Source organism: Lentibacillus jeotgali, from assembly GCF_000224785.1.
In the GTDB taxonomy this organism is placed as follows: Bacteria; Bacillota; Bacilli; order Bacillales; family Amphibacillaceae; genus Lentibacillus; species Lentibacillus jeotgali.
Genome location: NZ_AGAV01000018.1, coordinates 188,068 through 207,635, shown reverse-complemented (window position 1 = coordinate 207,635; position 19,568 = coordinate 188,068). Strand labels below are relative to the sequence as shown.

The following is a 19,568-nucleotide window of genomic DNA, read 5'->3' as shown; positions in this document are numbered from 1 at the left end:
TTTATACCACAAAGGATACTATAAACGTGAAAGCGTTAACGTTAATGGGTTGGGGGTGTTCATAATTGGAAGGTGTTCTTTACAAAGTAAGGGAATCACTTAGCTATGTTAAACCATCAGAGGGTGCTGTAGCGGAATATATTTTAAAGAATCCGGAAAAGGCAGTCTCAATGACCGTCAGCCAGCTTGCCGATGCCAGTTATGCCAGTCCTTCTGCGGTTATGCGCTACTGTCATTCGCTTGGCTATAACGGCTTTAAGGATTTTAAATTAAAATTATCCGGCGATCTGGCGGTGATCAATTTACACGATTTGGAACAGGAAACGTTGTTACCCGATGACTCAATCGATAAAATGATGGCGGTCATCACCAACACAAATATTCAGTCACTGTATAGTTCGCTGCAACTAATCCAAAAAGACCAAATTGAAACAGCATATGAATATCTGATGAACGCAAAGAAAATTGACTTCTATGGTGTTGGCTCCAGTTTTTTGATTGCCTATGATGCCATTCAAAAATTCATGCGCATCAATAAAGCTTGTACAGCTTACAGTGATTTTCATATGCAAAAAGTATCGGCTGTCAATCTAAATGAAGATGATGTGGTCGTGGCTATTTCATACTCTGGTGAAACGCAGCAAATCATTGATTGTGTCAAAATTGCCCAGTCTAAAAGCGCAAAAGTGATAGCGATTACGAAATACGCAGATTCGCATTTACGTGCGATAGCCGATGCTGTACTATTTGTCGCTGCCCAGGAAGATGAATTCCGCAGTGCTGCCATGTCATCGCGGATTGCTTCATTAAATGTGATTGACATGCTCTATACAGCTTGCGCATATGAGGATTATGACAGTTCCTTAGCCCATTTAAACCAAACGTATGACATCATACAGCAAAGCCAGAGGGAGGATGCCAGGAATGCCCGAAACAACAAGAACAACTGAAAAACGTAATGAAAAAACCATGAATTTGGATGAAATGAGTACCCATAACATTTTACAAGTGATGAACCAGGAAGATAAAAGTGTTCCAGACGCAGTTAATAAGGAAATTAAACAAATTGAACAAGCTGCTTCAGCGGTCATTGATTCGTTCACTAAAGGTGGCAGGCTCATTTATATTGGAGCCGGTACAAGCGGCCGTCTGGGGATTCTGGATGCAGTTGAGTGTCCGCCGACATTTGGAACAGATCCTGAAAAAGTCCAGGGACTTATCGCTGGCGATCAGGATGCCATCATGAAAGCTGTTGAAGGTGCTGAAGATGATCCTGAATTGGCTGCTGCCGACCTGAAAGAATTGAATTTAAATGAAAAGGATACCGTCATTGGCCTTGCCGCCAGCGGACGCACCCCTTATGTTATCGGCGGTTTGGAATACAGCAAGCGTGTGGGTGCCAAGACAGCTTCAGTCAGCTGCAATAAAAATGCCCAGTCCAGCCGTTATGCGGACATCCCGATCGAGGTTGAGGTAGGCCCCGAAATTTTAACAGGGTCAACCCGATTAAAAGCAGGGACTGCCCAAAAACTCGTCGCAAACATGATTTCAACAAGTGCCATGATTGGCATCGGCAAAGTCTATAAAAATCTGATGGTGGACGTCCAATTAACCAATAAAAAACTCGTCGAACGGGCCAAAAATATTATTTCTCTTGCCGCCCAGGTTAATTATGATACTGCTTCAGCTTATTTGGAAAAATCCCACCAGAATCCAAAGGCAGCGATTATTATGATCAAACGGCAGTGCAGCTATGAAAAAGCGAAACAATTCCTTGAACAGTCAAACGGATTTGTGCGTGAAGCTATCAGGATAGCAAACGACAAGGATGGTGAAACCAACAATGAATAATCAAAAATTGGCACAGTCAATCGTTGAGAACCTTGGCGGTGAAAACAACATCACCAATCTCACCAATTGTATAACACGGTTGCGGATTGACCTCAAATCACGCAATAATATAGATTTGGAAGCTATCAAACAATTAGAAGGCGTCCTGAGTGTCATCGATCAGGGGACGATTCAAATTGTCCTCGGTCCCGGCAAAGTAACAAAGGTTGCCAACGAGATACACGAAAGTACAACAATTAACGTTGATGTTGAGGGCGACGATGACGACGATGAATTTGATATGGCATCTGATACAAAGGCAGCTTATAAAGCCAGGCAAACATCAACGTTCCAGCAATTATTCAGGCATATCGGCAATATTTTTGTTCCAATTGTACCAGGCCTGGTCGCCTCAGGATTGATGCTGGGAATCGCCAACCTCATTACAAACCTGGCCAATCCTGACGCCGGCATATTGGACCCGGCAGTTCTTGAGTCAGACTGGTACATGCTGCTGCAGGCAATCGGGAATCTCCTGTTTGGGTCGCTCGGTGTATTTGTCGGTATTAATACCGCAAGAGAATTTGGCGGTACAATGGTTCTCGGCGGTATCGCAGGATTACTGATTTATGCACCTGTTTTAGGTGATGTAGGCTCCTTGAATCTATTTGGCCTGGATTTGAAACTCAGCTCCGGTCTTGGCGGTCTGTTGGGTGTTATTATAGCTGCCTATCTGTTTACACAAATTGAAAAATTTATTCGTAAGCGTGTCATCGACAGTCTCGATCTCATTCTAACACCACTGATTACCGTCATGGTCGGTTCCATTTTGACAATTGTGGTGATCCAGCCAATTGCAGGCTTGCTGATGGACGGGATTACGTGGTTCCTGGTTGATATCATGCTTGAAGCAGGCGGTATCATTGGCGGATATGTGCTTGCAGCAACATTCCTGCCGCTGGTAACCGTTGGCATGCACCAGGGATTAATTCCTGTGCATCTGGAGTTAATTAATCAATTCGGCTCAACGACATTGCTCCCTATCCTTGCCATGGCAGGCGGTGGACAAGTTGGTGCCATGATTGCCATTTATATTAAAGCCAAAAATAAACGTTTGAAAAATACTGTCGCAAGTGTCCTGCCTGTCGGATTTCTCGGTATCGGTGAACCGCTTATTTATGGTGTCAGCTTGCCGCTTGGGCGCCCGTTTATCACAGCGTGTCTCGGCGCAGGATTCGGTGGTGCGTTCTTATCCCTGTTTGAAGTGGGGGCTATTACAGTCGGGCCATCCGGCATCGTCATGATTCCACTGATAGCAAACAATCAATATTTGCTCTATATTATCGGACTTGTCATTTCGTATATCGGCGGATTTGTCCTGACCTATCTATTCGGCTACAAAGAAGAAATGGTCTACAAGCTTTATGGTGAAACAGCTGGTGAAACGAAAAAAGCAGATGAAGGTGGCGGGCAAGACCATGAGGAAAAAACGCATATCGCTAGTCCATTATCTGGAGAATTGCGTCCGTTAAATGAACTAAGCGATGAAGTTTTTGCAACGAAAGCGGTTGGTAAAGGTGTTGCCATTTATCCAAGTGAAGGTAAATTGTACGCTCCTGCCAATGGCAAAGTGACAACCGTTTTCCCAACTGGACATGCCATCGGAATAACAACTGGCAGTGGTGTGGAAATACTGCTGCATATCGGACTGGATACCGTTGATATTAAAGAAAAGGTATTTGAATTAAACGTGGCAAAAGATGAAGACGTTGAAAAGGGTCAGCTCTTATGTTCATTTGATATGGATGCGATCAGCAATAAAGGATTTGATTTGGCCTCCCCTATTGTCATTACCAATTCTGATGCCTATGAAACGATTACACCTGTCAGCCGGAAACAAATTGAGGCTGGGGATAGATTGATGTCAGTAAAATAGAAAAAGCGGGAACAAGGTGCGCCCTGTTCCCGTTTTATTAATTTTCTAATCTAAATGCTCCTGTATCTGTTTTGCAGACTTACCGGCTCGTATACCCAGCATCAGCATGAATGGTTGTTCCAGTAACATAGGATGACTGATCTGAAGCTAACCAAAGGCTTGCCTCCGCAATCTCATCAGCCTGACCAAACCGGTCCAACAAACTAAGCTGTGGTGCATACTCTTCAGGTGTCAGACCAAATTGTTCAATCAGCTGCTGCAGTTCATATTTCAGGCAAAGCGCTGTACCTTTCAGATCAACGTGATATGGAAGATAATGTATAAACCATTAATTTCTGCAATAAAAAGACACCAGCATCAATTACTGGCGCCTCTTCAACATTTGTTTTTTACTATCATGCAATCCCTGTCATTCGTCACCCAAAACAGTCTTGGCAATATTCCCATCCAATTCTTCAAATTCAGCTAAAGAATTAATATCATACAACTCTTGTCGTGTTTGCATATCAGAAAGTCCTTCTTTCTGGGTGCCCTCTTCCATTATGAGCTTAAATATTCGCTCATAGGCTTTTGCAGCAACCCTTAAGGAAGTAACCGGATAAATCACTATACTGAAGCCCATATCCTGAAATTCCTGTGCACTGAAATACGGCGTCTTGCCGAATTCCGTCATGTTAGCAAGCAGCGGGGCATCCAGCTTCGCGGAAAATAACCGAAACTCCTCTTCTGTCTGCAGTGCCTCCGGGAAAACGGCATCTGCACCAGCTTCCACATAAAATTCAGCCCGTTCAACCGCTGAATCAATGCCTTCAACTGCTTTCGCATCAGTACGTGCCACAACAACTAGGGATGGGGCGACTTCTTTAATTGCCTTGATTTTTTGTGCCAATTCCTCTTTTGGGACGAGCTGCTTCCCGTTCAGATGGCCGCACTTTTTCGGGAGCTGCTGATCTTCAATTTGAACAGCCGCCACTTTTGCTTCAACCATTTCGGCGGCAGTGCGGGCGACATTCAAAACCCCGCCGAATCCAGTATCGATATCAACAAGTACCGGCAGATTGGCAGCTCGGACTAATTCCTTCGCGCGATCCGCCATTTCGGTTGATGTCACAATCCCCAGGTCAGGCAGTCCAAGGCTTGCTGTGTAAGCACCACCTGATAAGTACAAGGATGAAAAACCTTCTTTTTTTGCTACGAGTGCCGCCATGGCATCATGAGCACCAGGGATTTGTAAAATATCATCCTTCCTGATAAGCTCCTTAAACTGTTTCGCTAATTCTTCCTGTGTTGATGACTGATCGACAATCCATGCCATACATAGGGTCCTCCTTCTTATTGGACAAATAACGCCACAAATTCATTCACATTCATTGCCGCTAATGTTTGATAATCAAAACTGACGTCTGTTATGTCCTGCAATTGCTTTTTCGCATAGTTGGTTGATAGATTATTCACGTATTTTTTGCGGATTTGCGGCATTGCTTCTTGCCTGCGGAATCGGTGACCCAATGGGTATTCGCAATCCACATTCTCGGTTGAAGTACCGTCTTTAAAATGGATCTGAACCGCATTGGCGATGGAACGTTTGTCCGGATCAAGGTAATCTTTCGTGTAGGCTTCATTTTCCAGCAAAACCATTTTATCACGCAATTCATCGATTACCGGATCAGCAGCCGCTTCATCCTCATAATCCTCTGCTATGATACCACCTTTTAAGAGTCCGATTGCGGTAATGTATTGGATGCAGTGATCGCGATCTGCCGGGTTATAAAGCCGTCCTTTTTTATCGATAATCCGAATGGCGGACTCATGTGTCGTAATGGTGATCTGATCAATTTCGTCCAGACGGTCCTTCACTTCCGGATGCAGCTCTACTGCAGCCTCTGCAGCTGTCTGTGCATGGAATTCCGCCGGAAAGGAAACCTTGAATAAGACATTTTCCATGACATAACTATCAAGCGGCTGGCTGAGCACGAGCTCCTGCTTGTTAAACAGAACATCCTGAAAGCCCCATCCTGGCGCACTTAAGGCCGTTGCGTAACCCATTTCGCCATTGACTGCCATCATGGCCAGACGAACACCCCTGCTGGTGGCATCTCCTGCGGCCCATGATTTTCGTGAACCGGCATTCGGTGCATGCCGGTAAGTGCGTAAACTGGAATTATCAATCCAAGCGTTTGACAATGCATTGATAATTTCGTCACGTCCACCGCCCAGCATTTTCGTTACCACTGCCGTAGTAGCTACTTTAACGTATAATACATGATCAAGCCCGACACGATTCAGGCTGTTTTCCAGGGCAAGGGTTCCCTGTATTTCATGAGCTTTAATCATCATTTCCAAAACTTCTTCTATCTTAACAGGTTCCTGGCCTTTAGACAGACGTTCCTGACTGACATAGTCCGCAACAGCAAGAATACCGCCTAGATTATCGGAAGGGTGTCCCCATTCAGCGGCAAGCCATGTATCATTATAGTCGAGCCAGCGAATCATGGCTCCTATATTGAACGCACCATCTACCGGATCAAGCACATGAGATGTCCCAGGTACACGCGTGCCGTTTGGAACAACTGTACCGGGCACAACCGGCCCAAGGAGCTTTGTACATTCCGGATAGTTCAGTGCCAGAATCCCGCACCCCAATGTATCAATCAGCACATAATGTGCGGTTGAGAAGGCTTCATCGCTTGTAATCTCTTTAGTCAGCACATAATCGGCAATTTCCTCTAAAACCGCATCGGCTGTTTTTTTCTCTTCCAATTTTACCATCATCAACTTCCTTTCCTTTTGCCCGAAGTTTTCGATTTCAACTTTATTACTTTGAATTGTAATCGACCGCGCTTACTGAGTTCGCTCGCCGATGTATTTCACCCTCGGCCTGAACAGACGATTGTTTTCATGCTGTTCAATAATGTGTGCACACAGTCCCGCCGTCCTGGAACTGAAAAAGATTGGTGTGTATAACGGAATAGGAATCTCGAGCATCCAGTAAACAGGAGCCGCATAGTAATCCAGATTTGGATACAATCCTTTTTCCTGTGCCATAATCTTTTCCCCAGCTTCACACATGTCAAGCAGTAGTGAGTCACCTTTAAGGTCACAAAGCTGCTTCAGGGATTCTTTCATCATCGCAGCTCTCGGATCCATTTTCTTCATATAGACGCGATGCCCGAACCCCATAATCTTTTCTTTGCGCTGCAGTTTTTTCTCAAGTATTTTCTCAAATTCATCAACTGAGCTGGCATCATTCAGCATATACATGACTGCTTCATTCGCACCGCCATGCAAATTTCCTTTTAATGATGCAACAGCACCCGTCAGCGCCCCGTACATATCTGAATGTGTGGAGGCAATCACACGTGATGTAAATGTTGAATTCGGCATCTCATGTTCACTATATAGTAGCAGTGAACGATCAAAGATTTCTGCTTCCAATTCAGTTGGTTCTTGACCTGTTATCATGTACAAAAAGTTCGCGCTATATGGAAGTTCGGGATCCGGTTCGACCGGTTCCTGGTTATTAAGAATCCGGTAGCTGTTCACCGTGATCGCCGGTAGCTGCCCCAAAATTTCGTATGCCCGGCGATTATTCGCCTCAAGCGAGCGGTCATTAAGCGCTTGATCATAACCTGCTGAGACTGATATGGCTGTCCGCTGTCCATCCATTGGGTGTGTTTCTTTTGGCAATAATTTGAGAATATCCATAACAGTGGCGGGAATTTGATAATTATCTTTCAGTTTCACCTCAACAGCTTGCCGCTCAGCATCTGAGGGCAATGTCCCCTCTAATAACAGATATACGATATCGGCATACGTTTTCCTTGTCGATAAGTCTATCAAATCATAACCTCTGATAATAATTTTTTCCTGTTCTGTGTCCAAAAGGGAAATACCCGTTTCGGACGCAACAACCCCTTCAAGACCCGGTACAAATGTTTCTTCCATTATCATGAACCTCCTCATCTATTCCTCATTGAAACCACTTTCATATCATTTTAAAAATAAATCCCGGGAATTATTTTTTTCTTTAAGTCTATTATAAATTTGATTTAAAAATTATAAAAATATATAATTTTAATTATTAGACATAGATAATTTCAATACCAGACAAAACTATAATGCCATGAAGGGACGGCCGATCATGAAATTTCAAGATTGGGAAATGCTGAATGCCTTATATGCCACAGAAAACATAACGCAAGCGGCAAAACGCCTTTTTCTGTCACAGCCAACACTAACGTCGAGAATTAGAAGTCTCGAAGATTATTACGGCGTGAAATTGGTCATCAGGAAACAAAGAGGGATTACGTTTACGCCCGAGGGAGAAACACTGGCCCGGCATGCACGAAAAATGCTTAGTGAACAATTAAAAATTGAGGAAACACTGGACAACATGAAGGAGCAAGTTGCCGGCACATTGCGGGTTGGGGTCTCCAATTTCTTCGCACTGAATAAAATGCCCAAGTTACTGCGCTTGTTTAAACAACAATATCCGAATGTCGAATTCCAGGTTGTGACCGGCTGGAGCAGTGAAATGTACCGGCGTATTCTGAATCATGATGTTCACATCAGCTTTATTAAAGGTGATTACAGCTGGAAAGACAACAAAGAGCTGCTTTATGAGGAAGAAATATGCATTGCGTCCCCATGGGAATTCACGTGGGACACTTTGCCCGCCTTACCACGCATCGATTACAATACGGATGAAAAAATGCGGCAAATCGTCGACAGCTGGTGGTACAACAACTACAAACAACAGCCCAATATCAATATTCAGGTCAACCAGGTGGAAACGTGCAAAGAAATGATTATTAATGGACTTGGTTATGCCATATTGGCCAACCTTGTCGTGCGGCCACACCCGGAGCTTGTGACCAAACCGCTGTACCTCCCCTCAGGTGAAGCCATCACACGCAAGACCTGGATGTACTACCACGAGGATTCACTGCAGATAAACATTGTCCATGCGTTTGTTCATTTTATCCGGACGCTTGACATGAAGGAGCTTTAAGGGTATTTAAAATCACCGCACATTACGTCAAAATGACAGAATGCGTTATTTGGCTGTTTTCATAAGCGTCCTTTCCAGGCCATACAATCATCCTACAAGAAAGGCTGTACTATAGGGTCTCCCTCCCATAGCACAGCCTCCACTTCCTGCTATTCCTCCACATCAACCCATTTATAGTTGTCCGCACTGATCTGATAGGCAATCAGATTCGTCACATCATCTTTTTGCAAATAGGCCGTCCCGGATTGATAGAGCGGGACGAACACCGAGCTCTCTTCAATCAGCAATCGCTCAGCTTTTAATAGGGCATTCCAGCGCTTCATCGGCTTGTCTGCCAACGAGGATTTCGAGTCAAGAACCAGTTTGTCATATTCTTCGTCTGAATACTCCGTATGATTGCCCGGACTGTCGGTGATAAACAGGTTCAAATAAGTCATCGGGCCCTAATAGTCGCCGCCCCACCCCGTTAAAATCAGCTCGTAATTTTGATTGTTAGCATCCACAATTTGCTCGGGCGGCACATTAAAGCTAAAGTCATTATCAGCCATTGTTGGATTCAGGACGGGAATCACACCAGGCGCACTCAAATGGACTACTTTCTCTTCCTCCCCGCCGGAATCTCCTTCGTTCGCTGTTTCTTCTTGTCTCTCCCCGCTGCAGGCGGTCAAGACGAGCAAAAGCAGCAGTGAAACAGATAAAAATGCTCGTATGTAGTTCATCTTACTTCCCCTTCTTGTTGTTAGTGTCTGGCAAATCTCAGACCACACGAATCTTTCTACACTAAAGTGAAACTTCAATCAGCAGGGAAGCTTTATCCTGCAAAACACTATGGCTATTGAAAGGATTGAAAAGTAGAAGGAATAATCCGGATTTGCTATACTGAGTTTAATTGTAAAAGAAGGGAATGTAATGATGAGCGAAGAAATAGCAAAAAATCAACCTGAATTTGAAACCGGCCATCGTTATGCGATCGTAGCTGGATGGCTCATTATCCCGGCAGTGATGATCCTTTTCAATTTAGCTGCGGTAATGTTTGTTGTCTTTACGTTTAACCCGGCTGATTTGAGCGGTTACGATCTATTTATATACATATCGGATATCATTCTCGCTATATTTTATGGTTTCATTATATACACATGGGTCAAACGGAAACGAATCCTGCCAAAGCTAATGATAGCAAATTTCACCATCGACATTTTGCTGTACCTGCCCGTGATATTTGCTGGGGCGGGAATTGACTGGGTTTATATACTATTCAGTGCCATTTGGATCGGGTATTTTATCAGGTCCAAACGCGTCAAGGCAACGTTCGTCAACTGATGGAAGGCACTTTTTGGCATCTCTTAGTCAATTTTAAACCCCCACCTTATTTATGGATGGGGGCCTTTTTTATTATTTGTTATCTCAATGGATCTACCGGCAGTGCCCGTTGCTTCATAAAGCGGTAAATCGGTAAGGTTTCCCCAACTTCACTTTGAATATAGTCCCATGTTACAAAACTGGCTGGCGATTCCGGCTCAAGAGTTACAGGAAGTTTATTAGCTGTCGGTTGAGCCATGGAATAAACATAGCTTCCTTCGGGTATTTCAACATTTTGTGAAGTAACTTCCGTTTCAACATGAACTTGGTGAACGCCTTCAAATTCATATTCATCCACTTCTTTATCTGTCACAGTATATTTTTCCACTTCGAGTTTCATAGGTCGCTTTGTTTTTGCAACATCGACACCCATTAATTCAAACTTCTCTGCCAGATCGTCATATACGGGAGGCATAATATACTTAGTCGGACGTACTCTTTCCAAGGTTGGAATAGCTTCTGTTGAGCTCAAATATTCAACTTTCAGGTTCTTAGGCTTCCCTGTTGCAATGTCAGTGACCGTGAAATTTTGGTCACTCATCTGTTTCCTTTTCATCGTTATGGCAACTTTATCATCGGCGTCTGCTTTTCTTCCATTTTTCACAGTATCCTTTCGTGCATTTTCAACCACTTTTTTTACCATTTTTGAATTCTGTGCTGTTGTTTCTAATATACTCATTTGTGCCGTCACAGCTGATGCAACACGTCTTTCGAATGACTCTCTTCCGATGCCAATCCCTCTTGTTTCAGTAATAAATGAAATCGCGGGCTGCAGGCCTAGATTACTCGGACCTCTATCCGCTCCATAGGTAGGTTCGTTGATGACAAGCTGTCCTTCATCATTACGTCCTGCAACTGTATAATAAATGCCATTGGAAAAACCACGTTCTGTCAATTTGTCTCTGGCATTTGAAATAAAGAGATCAAATGACATGTCCCGAATTTGTTCCGGTATGCCAAGATTTCTGCCCGATTGCAATAAAATATCATGATACGCAAGCGACCCTTGTTTCCCAATGTCTTTAAAAGCCTCACTGTTGTGTTTTACACCGTATTCGTGTCCGACAATTGATACCTCAGGCTGCTTGTCGTTAAAAGCTTTATGGACCGCTTGAATGACCGATGATTCCAATTTGGTGTGGTCGCGGTTCAAGTCTAACCCGTTTACATTCTGTCGCTGGAAATGATAAGAACCATCGACATTGACCCTGGGCACAATAACAACATTGATCTTTTCGAGAATGTCTTCACCATGTGCACCCGCCAAATTGTTGGCCATAACTAACGCCGTCTCACCTGCTGCAGGCTCATTGCCATGAATTTGGCTGTGTATCCAAACAGTTGGTTTTTGTTTTGGGTTATTCCCTTTTTCAAACTCAAGCATCGGGACTTTTCTTCCTTCAATCGATTCCCCGATGATAGACATTTCTATGTAACTATTTTCTTCATCCAAATTACGAACATAATCCATCATTTCTTCCTGGGATGTAAAACTTTTCCCCTCTGTCGTAAAAGCCGGTGTCTCAAAATCTGCATCTGGATTAGGATAAAGATCCAACACTTGTTTTGATTGGGAGTATTCCTTTCCATAATATGGCTCAGCTGAGGCTGCCACTGGAATCAATAAAGAAGCAGAAAGTAAGATTGAGCTAAAAATTAACAATACATTCCTCACAAAATAACCCCTTTCCAAAAATGTTGAAATTAATTCACACTAATTATATGGGAATAATTTCATTTATATTATCATGGGGGAATATTTTAATCAATAGGTATTCTGGCACTATACAAGAGGAATCAAAAAGAGACAATCAACTAAATGATTGTTCTCTGTGGTAATCATATTAAACTTAAATCTCTGAAAGCCCAGGTGGCTCAACTCCTCCACATCAAACAAGGTACCATCATTTCATCCTCATGCAAACTGCCGTGAGCACCTTAAAGCATCCCGGCGAACCTTTAACCTCTGGGGAATCGTAAACCCCCTGTGATGTTCCAAGCGGCAGAACGGTTAATTCACCGATGCGGTCAATAAAACTCGAGGCAATATCATTTCATATTTAGCAAAACATCCCGCACCACTGTACAAGTGACACGGGATGTCTTATTCAATGTCTGATCTCTTTACGATTTCCCACAACAAATTCTCATCTACCTATCCGTCAGCGGTATATCATCATACCTTTCAGCGTCCAATTCACTCACCTCTCCAGTAGCAACGCCATTTAAAATTCCGAACACACCGGTTTCGACTGCTTTTCGCAACTGCCCCATTTTCTTTTGTCCGAAGTCTTGCGTTTGTCCGGTGATTTCAAATAGAACAGCGCCGCTTCCATTCAGTGCAAAAGAACCGAGAGCTGTTCCCGGCAGGTCCAGATCTTGCGGGTATAGCGAGATGTTGCCGAATGGCGAATTGCCCATTTGCTGCAGGGCATCATATGCAGCGACATTCAATTGCTTGGAGTATTCAACATTATACTGATCTGCATATTCGCTATATTTTTCACCCTCTTTAGTGTCCGGATGTGGTACGAACACGCCGGAAAGTGAGAATGTAACCGGCTTATCCGTGCCCTCGATGACATATTCCCCCTGATGGTGCAGATCAACGAAAACATCTACCGTGCCAAATTGATCCTGCAAATCTTTATAAACATCCCGGACTGTTTGCGCTTCAGGCGTGATATACCAGCCCGGTTCGGATGATGAGCCCGGAAAATCCTCCGGCTGCGGTGTGTAATCCAAATCAGGATTGAAGTCTCGATTCATGTCAAAACCTGGTTTGAATTCATAATCCCAATATTGATTCTTATACGTGTAATAGTTCCAGGAAGGCTCGGCATTTTCGAGCTGCGGGAATGCAGCTGTCACTTCGTCCCAAGTCATGTCAGTCCCGCGGCGGTTCAATTCGGTCGCATCCGGGTTGATCATAGGCATGGCAACAATTGTTAATTCTTCCCTGAGCTGTCTCATTTCAGGAGAATTATTAGACCCGATTTTTTGGATCATTTTTAATAGTGCTTTTGTACCGACTTTCTCATTACCGTGAATTTCGCTTTGAATCATCACAACTTTGTCCCCTGAACCAATCGTTGCTTTGTAGATTTCCCGGCCTTGATTGGAATGACCGGCAACTTCCACCTCAACATTACCCTGACTGGATTTCTCGATCTGGTTTAATTTCTTGGATAGTTCATTGTGGCTTATAAAACCAGATATAGGTGGTTTGTTCATGGTAACAGGATTAGATTCTGCCTTTACCGGTGCATCAAACGTTGGAGCCAACATCCCTGCGCTTAACAATACAGCGCTGCAAGCCAATGTAAGTTTCTTCTTTTTCTTCATCCAAAACTCCCTCCTAGTGTTTATTTAATAACCCACTGTTATCTATTCTTTTTCAAATAATTGAATCCCTTTAAAAAACCAAAAAATGAACCTAAGTACCCTGATGTAAGGTCGTTTGGGGATGATTTGAATAAGTCAAAAGTAGCGTTTAAACGCAGGAACTTTACTTTAATAAGAAAAGACACAGCCACCATCGTAACCATGCCTTTTCTCATTAGTATTTCTTGGATTGCTGACTCAAAATAAAACATGCTAAACTGTGTCCAATATAGAATCAGGTTGATAGCTTCCACAGCTAAACAAGGGAGTTGAGAGGAAATGATAAAACTGGCAAAGGATTTGGCTATGATTGTGGCGGGCGCATTGCTTTATGCTTTGGCACTGACTTTTCTGGCAATCCCGAACAATCTTGCAGACGGCGGGCTGCCCGGCATGTCATTAATCTTGTTCTATGCATTCGGGTGGTCGCCTGGGATCGTCAACTTTATATTGGCATCCATTATTTTAATGATTGGCTACCGGGTGCTGCCAAGGCGGACCATATTCCTGACCGTGATAACAGCACCGCTCCTCTCATTTTTCATCTTTATAACAGAACAACAAGTTGAATCTTTGGGGGACCCGCTTGTTTCAGCTATTTTCGCCGGTTTCTTCATTGGCATCGGTGCCGGACTTATCCTGCGAACCGGCAGTTCCATGGGCGGAACGAGTGTTATTGCACGCATGCTGCACCACAACTTCGGCTGGGATCTGACACGGACGAACTTTGCGCTTGACGCAATGATTGTATCGTCCGGACTGTTGATCATCGGACCGCTCAATACGATGTATACGATCGTTTCATTATTTATCGGCAAGAAAGCGACAGACATCATTCTAGAAGGGCTTGACACACGCAAGGCGGTCAGCGTTATCTCCGCCTATGCGCCGGAAATTACCGATGAAGTCGTTCAGCAAATGAAAACAAGCGCAACGGTATTTGAGGGCTACGGCGGCTACATGAAAGACAGTGCCGATATGGCCTATATCATTATTAATAAATACCAGATCATGAAACTCAAACGCATCATAAACGATGTTGATGACAGAGCTTTTGTTGTCATTCACGACGTCCGCGACGTATTCGGCGGCAGTTTCTCTTGGGCAAAAAAATGATGGCGGACTCACTTGAATTGAGACGTTGCTTAATATCATATCTTCATCACTATAAAAAACTTGGCTTTCAGTAAATCTGCAGTGAAAGCCAAGTTTTTGTTTAGTATACTGTCAATTCAAAGAATCGGAACGCCTATTCAGCACTTTCTACAGCTTCTGCTCTTTGAAGAGATTTTGACATACCCTTGGAGCGGTCCAGAATGTGGTCAGCATCAGTAAAGATACAGGAACGGCTGTCACCACGATAAAGGATTGTAACGCATCGATACTGGATTCGCCAACGACGATCAGGACAGTGGCTACAAGACCCATCAGGAAAGCCCAGAAAACACGCAATGATTTAGACGGATCGCCACTTCCAGTAATGGCCATTGAAATCGTCAATGACATCGAATCGGTTGTTGTCAGAACGAAAATAATGGTTGTCAATAGCAGCAGAAATCCAATAATCGTTCCAAGTGGCAATTGTTCCGCAATGGCAATCATCGCTGCTGGCGGGCCAGCGTTACCTAGTGCTTCGGAAACAGAACCTGGATTTTGTATTTCCTCAAAGATTCCTGTCCCACCAACGATTGTAAACCAGAACGTCGTGACAACAGGTGCAATGACCGCAACAGCCGTCACAATTTCCCGAATCGTACGCCCTCTGGAAATACGGCTGACAAACATAGCCATCATTGGCGCATAACCAAGGAACCAGGCAAAGAAGAAGACGGTCCATCCGCCAAGCCAAGCCCCGTCACCGCGGAACGTACTCATACTGATGAAATTTTGGACATATAAGCCGAATGACTCCAGATAAGAATCGAATATAAATAGCGCTGGACCAAGTACAAGAATAGCCCCAACGATAACGAGAGACAGAATAACATTATAACTGCTCATGATCTGGATCCCCTTATGAATCCCTGTAGCGGCAGAAATCCCTGCCACCACCACAACAACAATAATGATTAATGATTGCACCAATAGATTATCAGGAACACCAAACAAGGCACTCAGCCCATAGCCGGCCTGCAAGCCAAGAAATCCGATCGGCCCTATTGTGCCAGCAGCTACCGAGATAACCGAGAATACATCCACAAAGGTACCAAGCACACTTTTCTTCAAAATTTTATCGCCAAGAATCGGATAAAGTAATGCTCTCGGCTTTAGCGGCGTCCCGCGGTGATAATGGGCATACATCAGTACAAAAGTGCCAAGCGTACCAAGTATCGCCCATGCAAGAAAACCCCAGTCGACGAAACTGGTAGCAAGTGCAGGTGAAACCGCCTCAGCCGTACCAGCCTCTATACCGGAAAAATGCGGCGGCACCGTTAAAAAGTGACTTAACGGTTCAGCGGCAGCCCAAAACACACCGCCGGCCGCCAATAGTGTACACATAATGATGGAAATCCATTTAAAATTGCTCATTTCCGGTTTGTCCAATTTACCTAAGCGAATCTTCCCATACTTTGAATACCCCAGAAATAACGCAATAAAAAATGTCCCCAACAACAGAAATTGATAAATGGCTCCAAAATAAGTTGCGGACAAATTAAATAAATAATTCACACTATCTGTAACCATATCCTGATTAATCAAAGCGAGAACCACAAATGCCAGCAGTGCTCCTCCACTCAGAAAAAGAACAGGTCTATCAATGGTTTGACCGTTCTTATTCTTACTTAAATTCGTCAAAAATGAGTTCCTCCTATTTTAAGAACTCACAACGCATAAATGCTTTTACCTAAGCAGGCATACGCTTGTGAGAACAAGTATTAAATAACACACAATGTGTCAGAATACAGGGTTTAATAAGACGTGTCAAATAACTCACATGTCCCCTTTTCAATTCCAACCTCTGTTCACGTGTGATAGAATTATCGTGATGATTCTAAAATGAGGCTGGTGTATCCATTGGAACAGTACCTATTCAAACTGGATAAACAACTTTTGGAACTGCAGGCGATGGAGATGGATGATGCGTTATATGCATTCTTTCAAAATATGAATCTATCAGAAGATAAATTTGAAATGGAAAATGACAAGGGAATGAAACGAAAGTTCACCATCAACTGGGAGGAACGGTTGCTTCAGGGGAGGGGCATTAAAGGTTTTTTCTCTAGTTATGATGCAGCATACCTATGGATTAGGCAAACAGAAGATGGGCAAATACAAGTTGCTGCACAGGAAGAAGCAGCTTCAGGGAACAATTTGCATAACCAGGAACACGCAACGGCGATACTGCAGGAACTGACCAACTTCCGCGTTCAAGACGATACATGGTTTCAGCTCTATCAGTCTGCTGAGAAATTCCAGATCACCCCTGATAACAATGAGCTGCTTTGCCTGCCGTACATTCGTGAAATGGAGACATTTGACTATCAGGTAAAGACGGTCAAGTCCGTTCTGGGCCATTTCAAGGGACGTGTCATGCTCAGTGATGAGGTTGGACTGGGTAAAACCGTTGAAGCGGGTATGGCCATGCTGGAATATATCATGCGGGGGCTTGCGCGGCGCATCCTGATTCTAGTGCCGCCTTCATTGGTGCAGCAATGGGAAAATGAAATGAAACGCAAATTTAATCAGGACTTCGTGCGAGCGGATGCTCCAGAGTTTAAAAAAATGGGTGAAGCCGCCTGGGGCCACTATCAAAAAGTCATTGCATCGATTGATACCGCAAAACGTAAAAATCACCGCAATGCCATTAGTGAGCAGTACTATGACCTGGTCATTGCCGATGAAGCGCATCATTTAAAAAACAGGCGAACGCAAAAGTGGCAGTTCGTGAATGCTATCAATAAAAAGTATATCTTTCTGTTGACGGCTACACCGGTGCAAAACCATCTAGAGGAGCTATACAATCTCATTACACTCTTGAAGCCTGGTCAACTGAGCACCTACAGCTATTTCCGGAAAAATTTTGTTGACGGCAAAGAAGGCATTGAGGCGAAAAATGTCGACAAACTGAAAGGATTGCTGGATGATGTGATGGTGCGTAATAAACGAAACAATGTTGACGTAACATTCACGAAACGAACGGCCTATACCAGAACAGTGACCCTCCCCCGGCAGGAAAAACAGCTATACAATCATTTGAGCACATTCATCCGGAACAACTACACGCAACAGCATAGTGTCTTAAACCGTTTTCGATTAAAAAACCTTCAGGAGCAGATTGGCAGTAATATCACCGCCATTATTCCATCCCTGGAGACGCTTTCCGCCAATGAAAAATTAACGGAATTTGAAAGGAAAATGATGCAGCGGTTCCTGAATGAGGCACGTGAGATTGCCAAGGAAGATACGGCAGGTGATAAGAAAGCGAAAGAAGTGGCAGCTATCCTGTGGGAGTTTAATGGAAAGATGATTGTTTTCACCAAATTCTCCACCACCCAGCGTTACTTATCTGATTACCTGCTGGATCACGGATTTAAGGTTGCCGAATTTCATGGCGGTCTACGCCGCAAAGACAAGGAAGAACAGGTTGCCTATTTCCGTGACAAAGCCGATGTGCTGGTCAGCACTGAGGTCGGCGGCGAGGGACGGAATCTGCAATTTTGCAACGGGATGATCAACTATGACTTGCCCTGGAATCCCATGGCAATCGAACAGCGAATTGGCCGTATTCATCGGATTGGACAGCAGCAGGATGTATTTGTTTATAATCTGGTTGCCGAAGATACGATTGAATATTACATTCTCAATTTGCTCGATCGCAAAATCAATATGTTTGAGCTGGTTGTCGGAGAAGTTGATGCCATTCTTGGGGATATGGAAGAAAAAGAAGACTTTTCCGAAATGGTGATGAAAGCTTGGGTTGATGCGGACAGCGACGAAGAAGTGGAAAGCGGACTGGATGATATCGGCGAAGCCATGCTGAAGAACAAGCAAAAATTGATTAAACAGCGACATCTGGACGATACTTTATTTTAATCGAGGTGACAAACCACTATGCATCTGCAGCAATTTGTGTCAGAAACAATCGAAAATCTCGGCGGGATGGTCATGCCGCTTGAGTATGCTTTATGCGATGTGCTTATTCCGGAAGATTATGCATCGTATTTTCAGAATAAAACAGAGCTTAGGCTTAGCTTTGATTTTGAAGTTGCCCAGGAAAACCCCGATTCCGAGTTCGTCACCTTTGGAAGTTACGTACTGGAGCAATTGCTGAACCTGATTCACGAAAAAACAGCAACTACCATACGTTATGCCGAGGTGGACCGGCTGGCTCTCGGAAACCCGCAACAGAAGATTGAAACGTTTTTACACGATGAACAAGGCAGTCTGGCAATCGAGTCCGAAAAGCCTGTGCTTGGTGTCTGGGCTGTTTTTCAATACCATACGGCCATCATAGCAGACGAAAAAACGGAAAACACAGAACAGGTTTGGATCAACATGCTGACAAATGAATGTGATTCTGTGATGAAACAAAAACAAAACTACATTATGTACCAGCAGCAGTCCCCGCATACCTATCCGGTCCCGGTTAAACTTGATATGGACAGTGCATTCCAGCATGCAACGGCACACGTCAGAGAAATAAATGAACAGCAAAAGAACGCCCAAATCGACAAGCGCCAAATCGAAAAAGACATCGAACGAATCAATCATTACTATAATGCACTCCTTGCTGAAAACGACAAACGCGCAAAACGGAAAGGTCTGAGTGAAGCCAAACAACAGGAAATCCTTGCTAAGAAAGACACCATTAAACTTGAACGAGACAAACAGCTCAACGAAATCTATAAAAAAGCAAATGGCGAAATAGAAATCAATCTCGAAAACGCTATTCTATATTTCATTCCACTATTGGAGTATACAATAAACCACCACTTTAGAGGAAATGAGAAACAGATCACTCTCTATTACAATCCCATCTCAAAAAACTTTTTCAAATACTGGGACAAAAGGGCGGGGTCGCTGTCCCATTCGATTTGAGGTGCCCAT

General features: G+C 43.8%; 17 protein-coding genes. 8 read left to right on the top strand and 9 right to left on the bottom strand.

What is annotated here, in order from left to right:
• The first annotated feature begins 65 nt into the window (after positions 1 to 65).
• Genes ON01_RS15085 through ON01_RS15075 form a run of 3 tightly spaced genes read left to right on the top strand, consistent with a single transcriptional unit; the run spans position 66 to position 3,766 of the window.
• Positions 66 to 950: a MurR/RpiR family transcriptional regulator gene (locus tag ON01_RS15085; protein ID WP_010531910.1), complete on the top strand. Its 885-nt coding sequence runs from the start codon at positions 66 to 68 to the stop codon at positions 948 to 950.
• Entirely contained in the window at positions 925 to 1,851 is a 927-nt protein-coding gene (gene murQ, locus ON01_RS15080; protein WP_010531909.1) for an N-acetylmuramic acid 6-phosphate etherase, read from the top strand. Before ON01_RS15085 ends, murQ begins: the two co-directional genes overlap by 26 nt.
• Entirely contained in the window at positions 1,844 to 3,766 is a 1,923-nt protein-coding gene (locus ON01_RS15075) for a glucose PTS transporter subunit IIA (RefSeq protein WP_010531908.1), read from the top strand. Before murQ ends, ON01_RS15075 begins: the two co-directional genes overlap by 8 nt.
• A gap of 79 nt (positions 3,767 to 3,845) precedes the next feature.
• Here ON01_RS15075 and ON01_RS19965 read toward each other — a convergent pair whose 3' ends face one another.
• The 4 genes from ON01_RS19965 to mmgD form a co-directional block, all read right to left on the bottom strand.
• Positions 3,846 to 4,001 (bottom strand): SDR family oxidoreductase, encoded by a 156-nt coding sequence (locus ON01_RS19965; protein WP_280990995.1) that lies wholly within the window; start codon positions 3,999 to 4,001, stop codon positions 3,846 to 3,848.
• Between the two features lie 174 nt (positions 4,002 to 4,175).
• On the bottom strand, positions 4,176 to 5,081 hold the full coding sequence (prpB, locus tag ON01_RS15070) for a methylisocitrate lyase (RefSeq protein ID WP_010531907.1): 906 nt from the start codon (positions 5,079 to 5,081) through the stop codon (positions 4,176 to 4,178).
• 17 nt (positions 5,082 to 5,098) lie between these two features.
• Complete coding sequence (locus ON01_RS15065) at positions 5,099 to 6,535, bottom strand: bifunctional 2-methylcitrate dehydratase/aconitate hydratase (protein WP_010531906.1); 1,437 nt, start codon at positions 6,533 to 6,535, stop codon at positions 5,099 to 5,101.
• A gap of 72 nt (positions 6,536 to 6,607) precedes the next feature.
• Positions 6,608 to 7,717: a citrate synthase gene (gene mmgD, locus ON01_RS15060; protein WP_029329153.1), complete on the bottom strand. Its 1,110-nt coding sequence runs from the start codon at positions 7,715 to 7,717 to the stop codon at positions 6,608 to 6,610.
• A gap of 190 nt (positions 7,718 to 7,907) precedes the next feature.
• Here mmgD and ON01_RS15055 point away from each other — a divergent pair, with 190 nt between their 5' ends.
• Positions 7,908 to 8,777, top strand: a complete 870-nt coding sequence (locus tag ON01_RS15055) for a LysR family transcriptional regulator (RefSeq protein WP_010531904.1) — start codon at positions 7,908 to 7,910, stop codon at positions 8,775 to 8,777.
• 149 nt (positions 8,778 to 8,926) lie between these two features.
• On the opposite strand, the gene ON01_RS15050 is transcribed toward ON01_RS15055, so the two are convergent.
• Together ON01_RS15050 and ON01_RS15045 are read right to left on the bottom strand one after the other, a co-directional pair.
• On the bottom strand, positions 8,927 to 9,214 hold the full coding sequence (locus ON01_RS15050) for a hypothetical protein (RefSeq protein ID WP_010531903.1): 288 nt from the start codon (positions 9,212 to 9,214) through the stop codon (positions 8,927 to 8,929).
• Between the two features lie 6 nt (positions 9,215 to 9,220).
• Positions 9,221 to 9,496 (bottom strand): hypothetical protein, encoded by a 276-nt coding sequence (locus ON01_RS15045; RefSeq protein ID WP_010531902.1) that lies wholly within the window; start codon positions 9,494 to 9,496, stop codon positions 9,221 to 9,223.
• A 193-nt stretch (positions 9,497 to 9,689) separates the two neighbouring features.
• Between ON01_RS15045 and ON01_RS15040 the strand changes: the two genes are divergently transcribed.
• Positions 9,690 to 10,097, top strand: coding sequence for a DUF2569 family protein (locus ON01_RS15040; RefSeq protein ID WP_138919816.1), 408 nt, complete (start codon positions 9,690 to 9,692; stop codon positions 10,095 to 10,097).
• A 79-nt stretch (positions 10,098 to 10,176) separates the two neighbouring features.
• Here the strand turns inward: ON01_RS15040 and ON01_RS15035 are convergent, their stop codons facing one another.
• Complete coding sequence (locus tag ON01_RS15035) at positions 10,177 to 11,811, bottom strand: M14 family metallopeptidase (protein WP_010531900.1); 1,635 nt, start codon at positions 11,809 to 11,811, stop codon at positions 10,177 to 10,179.
• A 476-nt stretch (positions 11,812 to 12,287) separates the two neighbouring features.
• Positions 12,288 to 13,481 (bottom strand): M14 family zinc carboxypeptidase, encoded by a 1,194-nt coding sequence (locus ON01_RS15030; RefSeq protein ID WP_010531899.1) that lies wholly within the window; start codon positions 13,479 to 13,481, stop codon positions 12,288 to 12,290.
• A gap of 318 nt (positions 13,482 to 13,799) precedes the next feature.
• Between ON01_RS15030 and ON01_RS15025 the strand changes: the two genes are divergently transcribed.
• Positions 13,800 to 14,636: a YitT family protein gene (locus tag ON01_RS15025; protein ID WP_010531897.1), complete on the top strand. Its 837-nt coding sequence runs from the start codon at positions 13,800 to 13,802 to the stop codon at positions 14,634 to 14,636.
• 147 nt (positions 14,637 to 14,783) lie between these two features.
• On the opposite strand, the gene ON01_RS15020 is transcribed toward ON01_RS15025, so the two are convergent.
• The gene (locus ON01_RS15020; protein ID WP_010531896.1) at positions 14,784 to 16,316 is read right to left on the bottom strand and encodes a BCCT family transporter; all 1,533 of its coding nucleotides are present in this window, start codon (positions 16,314 to 16,316) and stop codon (positions 14,784 to 14,786) included.
• A gap of 210 nt (positions 16,317 to 16,526) precedes the next feature.
• On the opposite strand from ON01_RS15020, the gene ON01_RS15015 reads away from it, so the two are divergent.
• Positions 16,527 to 18,554 carry a DEAD/DEAH box helicase gene (locus ON01_RS15015; RefSeq protein ID WP_245545018.1) on the top strand — a complete coding sequence of 676 codons (2,028 nt, stop codon included), beginning with the start codon at positions 16,527 to 16,529 and terminating at the stop codon, positions 18,552 to 18,554.
• Between the two features lie 18 nt (positions 18,555 to 18,572).
• Positions 18,573 to 19,559 (top strand): hypothetical protein, encoded by a 987-nt coding sequence (locus ON01_RS15010; protein ID WP_010531894.1) that lies wholly within the window; start codon positions 18,573 to 18,575, stop codon positions 19,557 to 19,559.
• Positions 19,560 to 19,568: the final 9 nt, after the last annotated feature.

What these genes read in the sequence shown, in the direction of transcription:
- ON01_RS15075 (WP_010531908.1), top strand. Translation starts at nt 1,844, where the DNA reads ATGAATAATCAAAAATTGGCACAGTCAATCGTTGAGAACCTTGGCGGT.
- prpB (WP_010531907.1), bottom strand. Translation starts at nt 5,081, where the DNA reads ATGGCATGGATTGTCGATCAGTCATCAACACAGGAAGAATTAGCGAAA.
- ON01_RS15025 (WP_010531897.1), top strand. Translation starts at nt 13,800, where the DNA reads ATGATAAAACTGGCAAAGGATTTGGCTATGATTGTGGCGGGCGCATTG.
- ON01_RS15040 (WP_138919816.1), top strand. Translation starts at nt 9,690, where the DNA reads ATGAGCGAAGAAATAGCAAAAAATCAACCTGAATTTGAAACCGGCCAT.
- ON01_RS15055 (WP_010531904.1), top strand. Translation starts at nt 7,908, where the DNA reads ATGAAATTTCAAGATTGGGAAATGCTGAATGCCTTATATGCCACAGAA.
- ON01_RS15065 (WP_010531906.1), bottom strand. Translation starts at nt 6,535, where the DNA reads ATGGTAAAATTGGAAGAGAAAAAAACAGCCGATGCGGTTTTAGAGGAA.
- ON01_RS15030 (WP_010531899.1), bottom strand. Translation starts at nt 13,481, where the DNA reads ATGAAGAAAAAGAAGAAACTTACATTGGCTTGCAGCGCTGTATTGTTA.
- ON01_RS15050 (WP_010531903.1), bottom strand. Translation starts at nt 9,214, where the DNA reads ATGACTTATTTGAACCTGTTTATCACCGACAGTCCGGGCAATCATACG.
- mmgD (WP_029329153.1), bottom strand. Translation starts at nt 7,717, where the DNA reads ATGATAATGGAAGAAACATTTGTACCGGGTCTTGAAGGGGTTGTTGCG.
- ON01_RS15010 (WP_010531894.1), top strand. Translation starts at nt 18,573, where the DNA reads ATGCATCTGCAGCAATTTGTGTCAGAAACAATCGAAAATCTCGGCGGG.
- murQ (WP_010531909.1), top strand. Translation starts at nt 925, where the DNA reads ATGCCCGAAACAACAAGAACAACTGAAAAACGTAATGAAAAAACCATG.
- ON01_RS15045 (WP_010531902.1), bottom strand. Translation starts at nt 9,496, where the DNA reads ATGAACTACATACGAGCATTTTTATCTGTTTCACTGCTGCTTTTGCTC.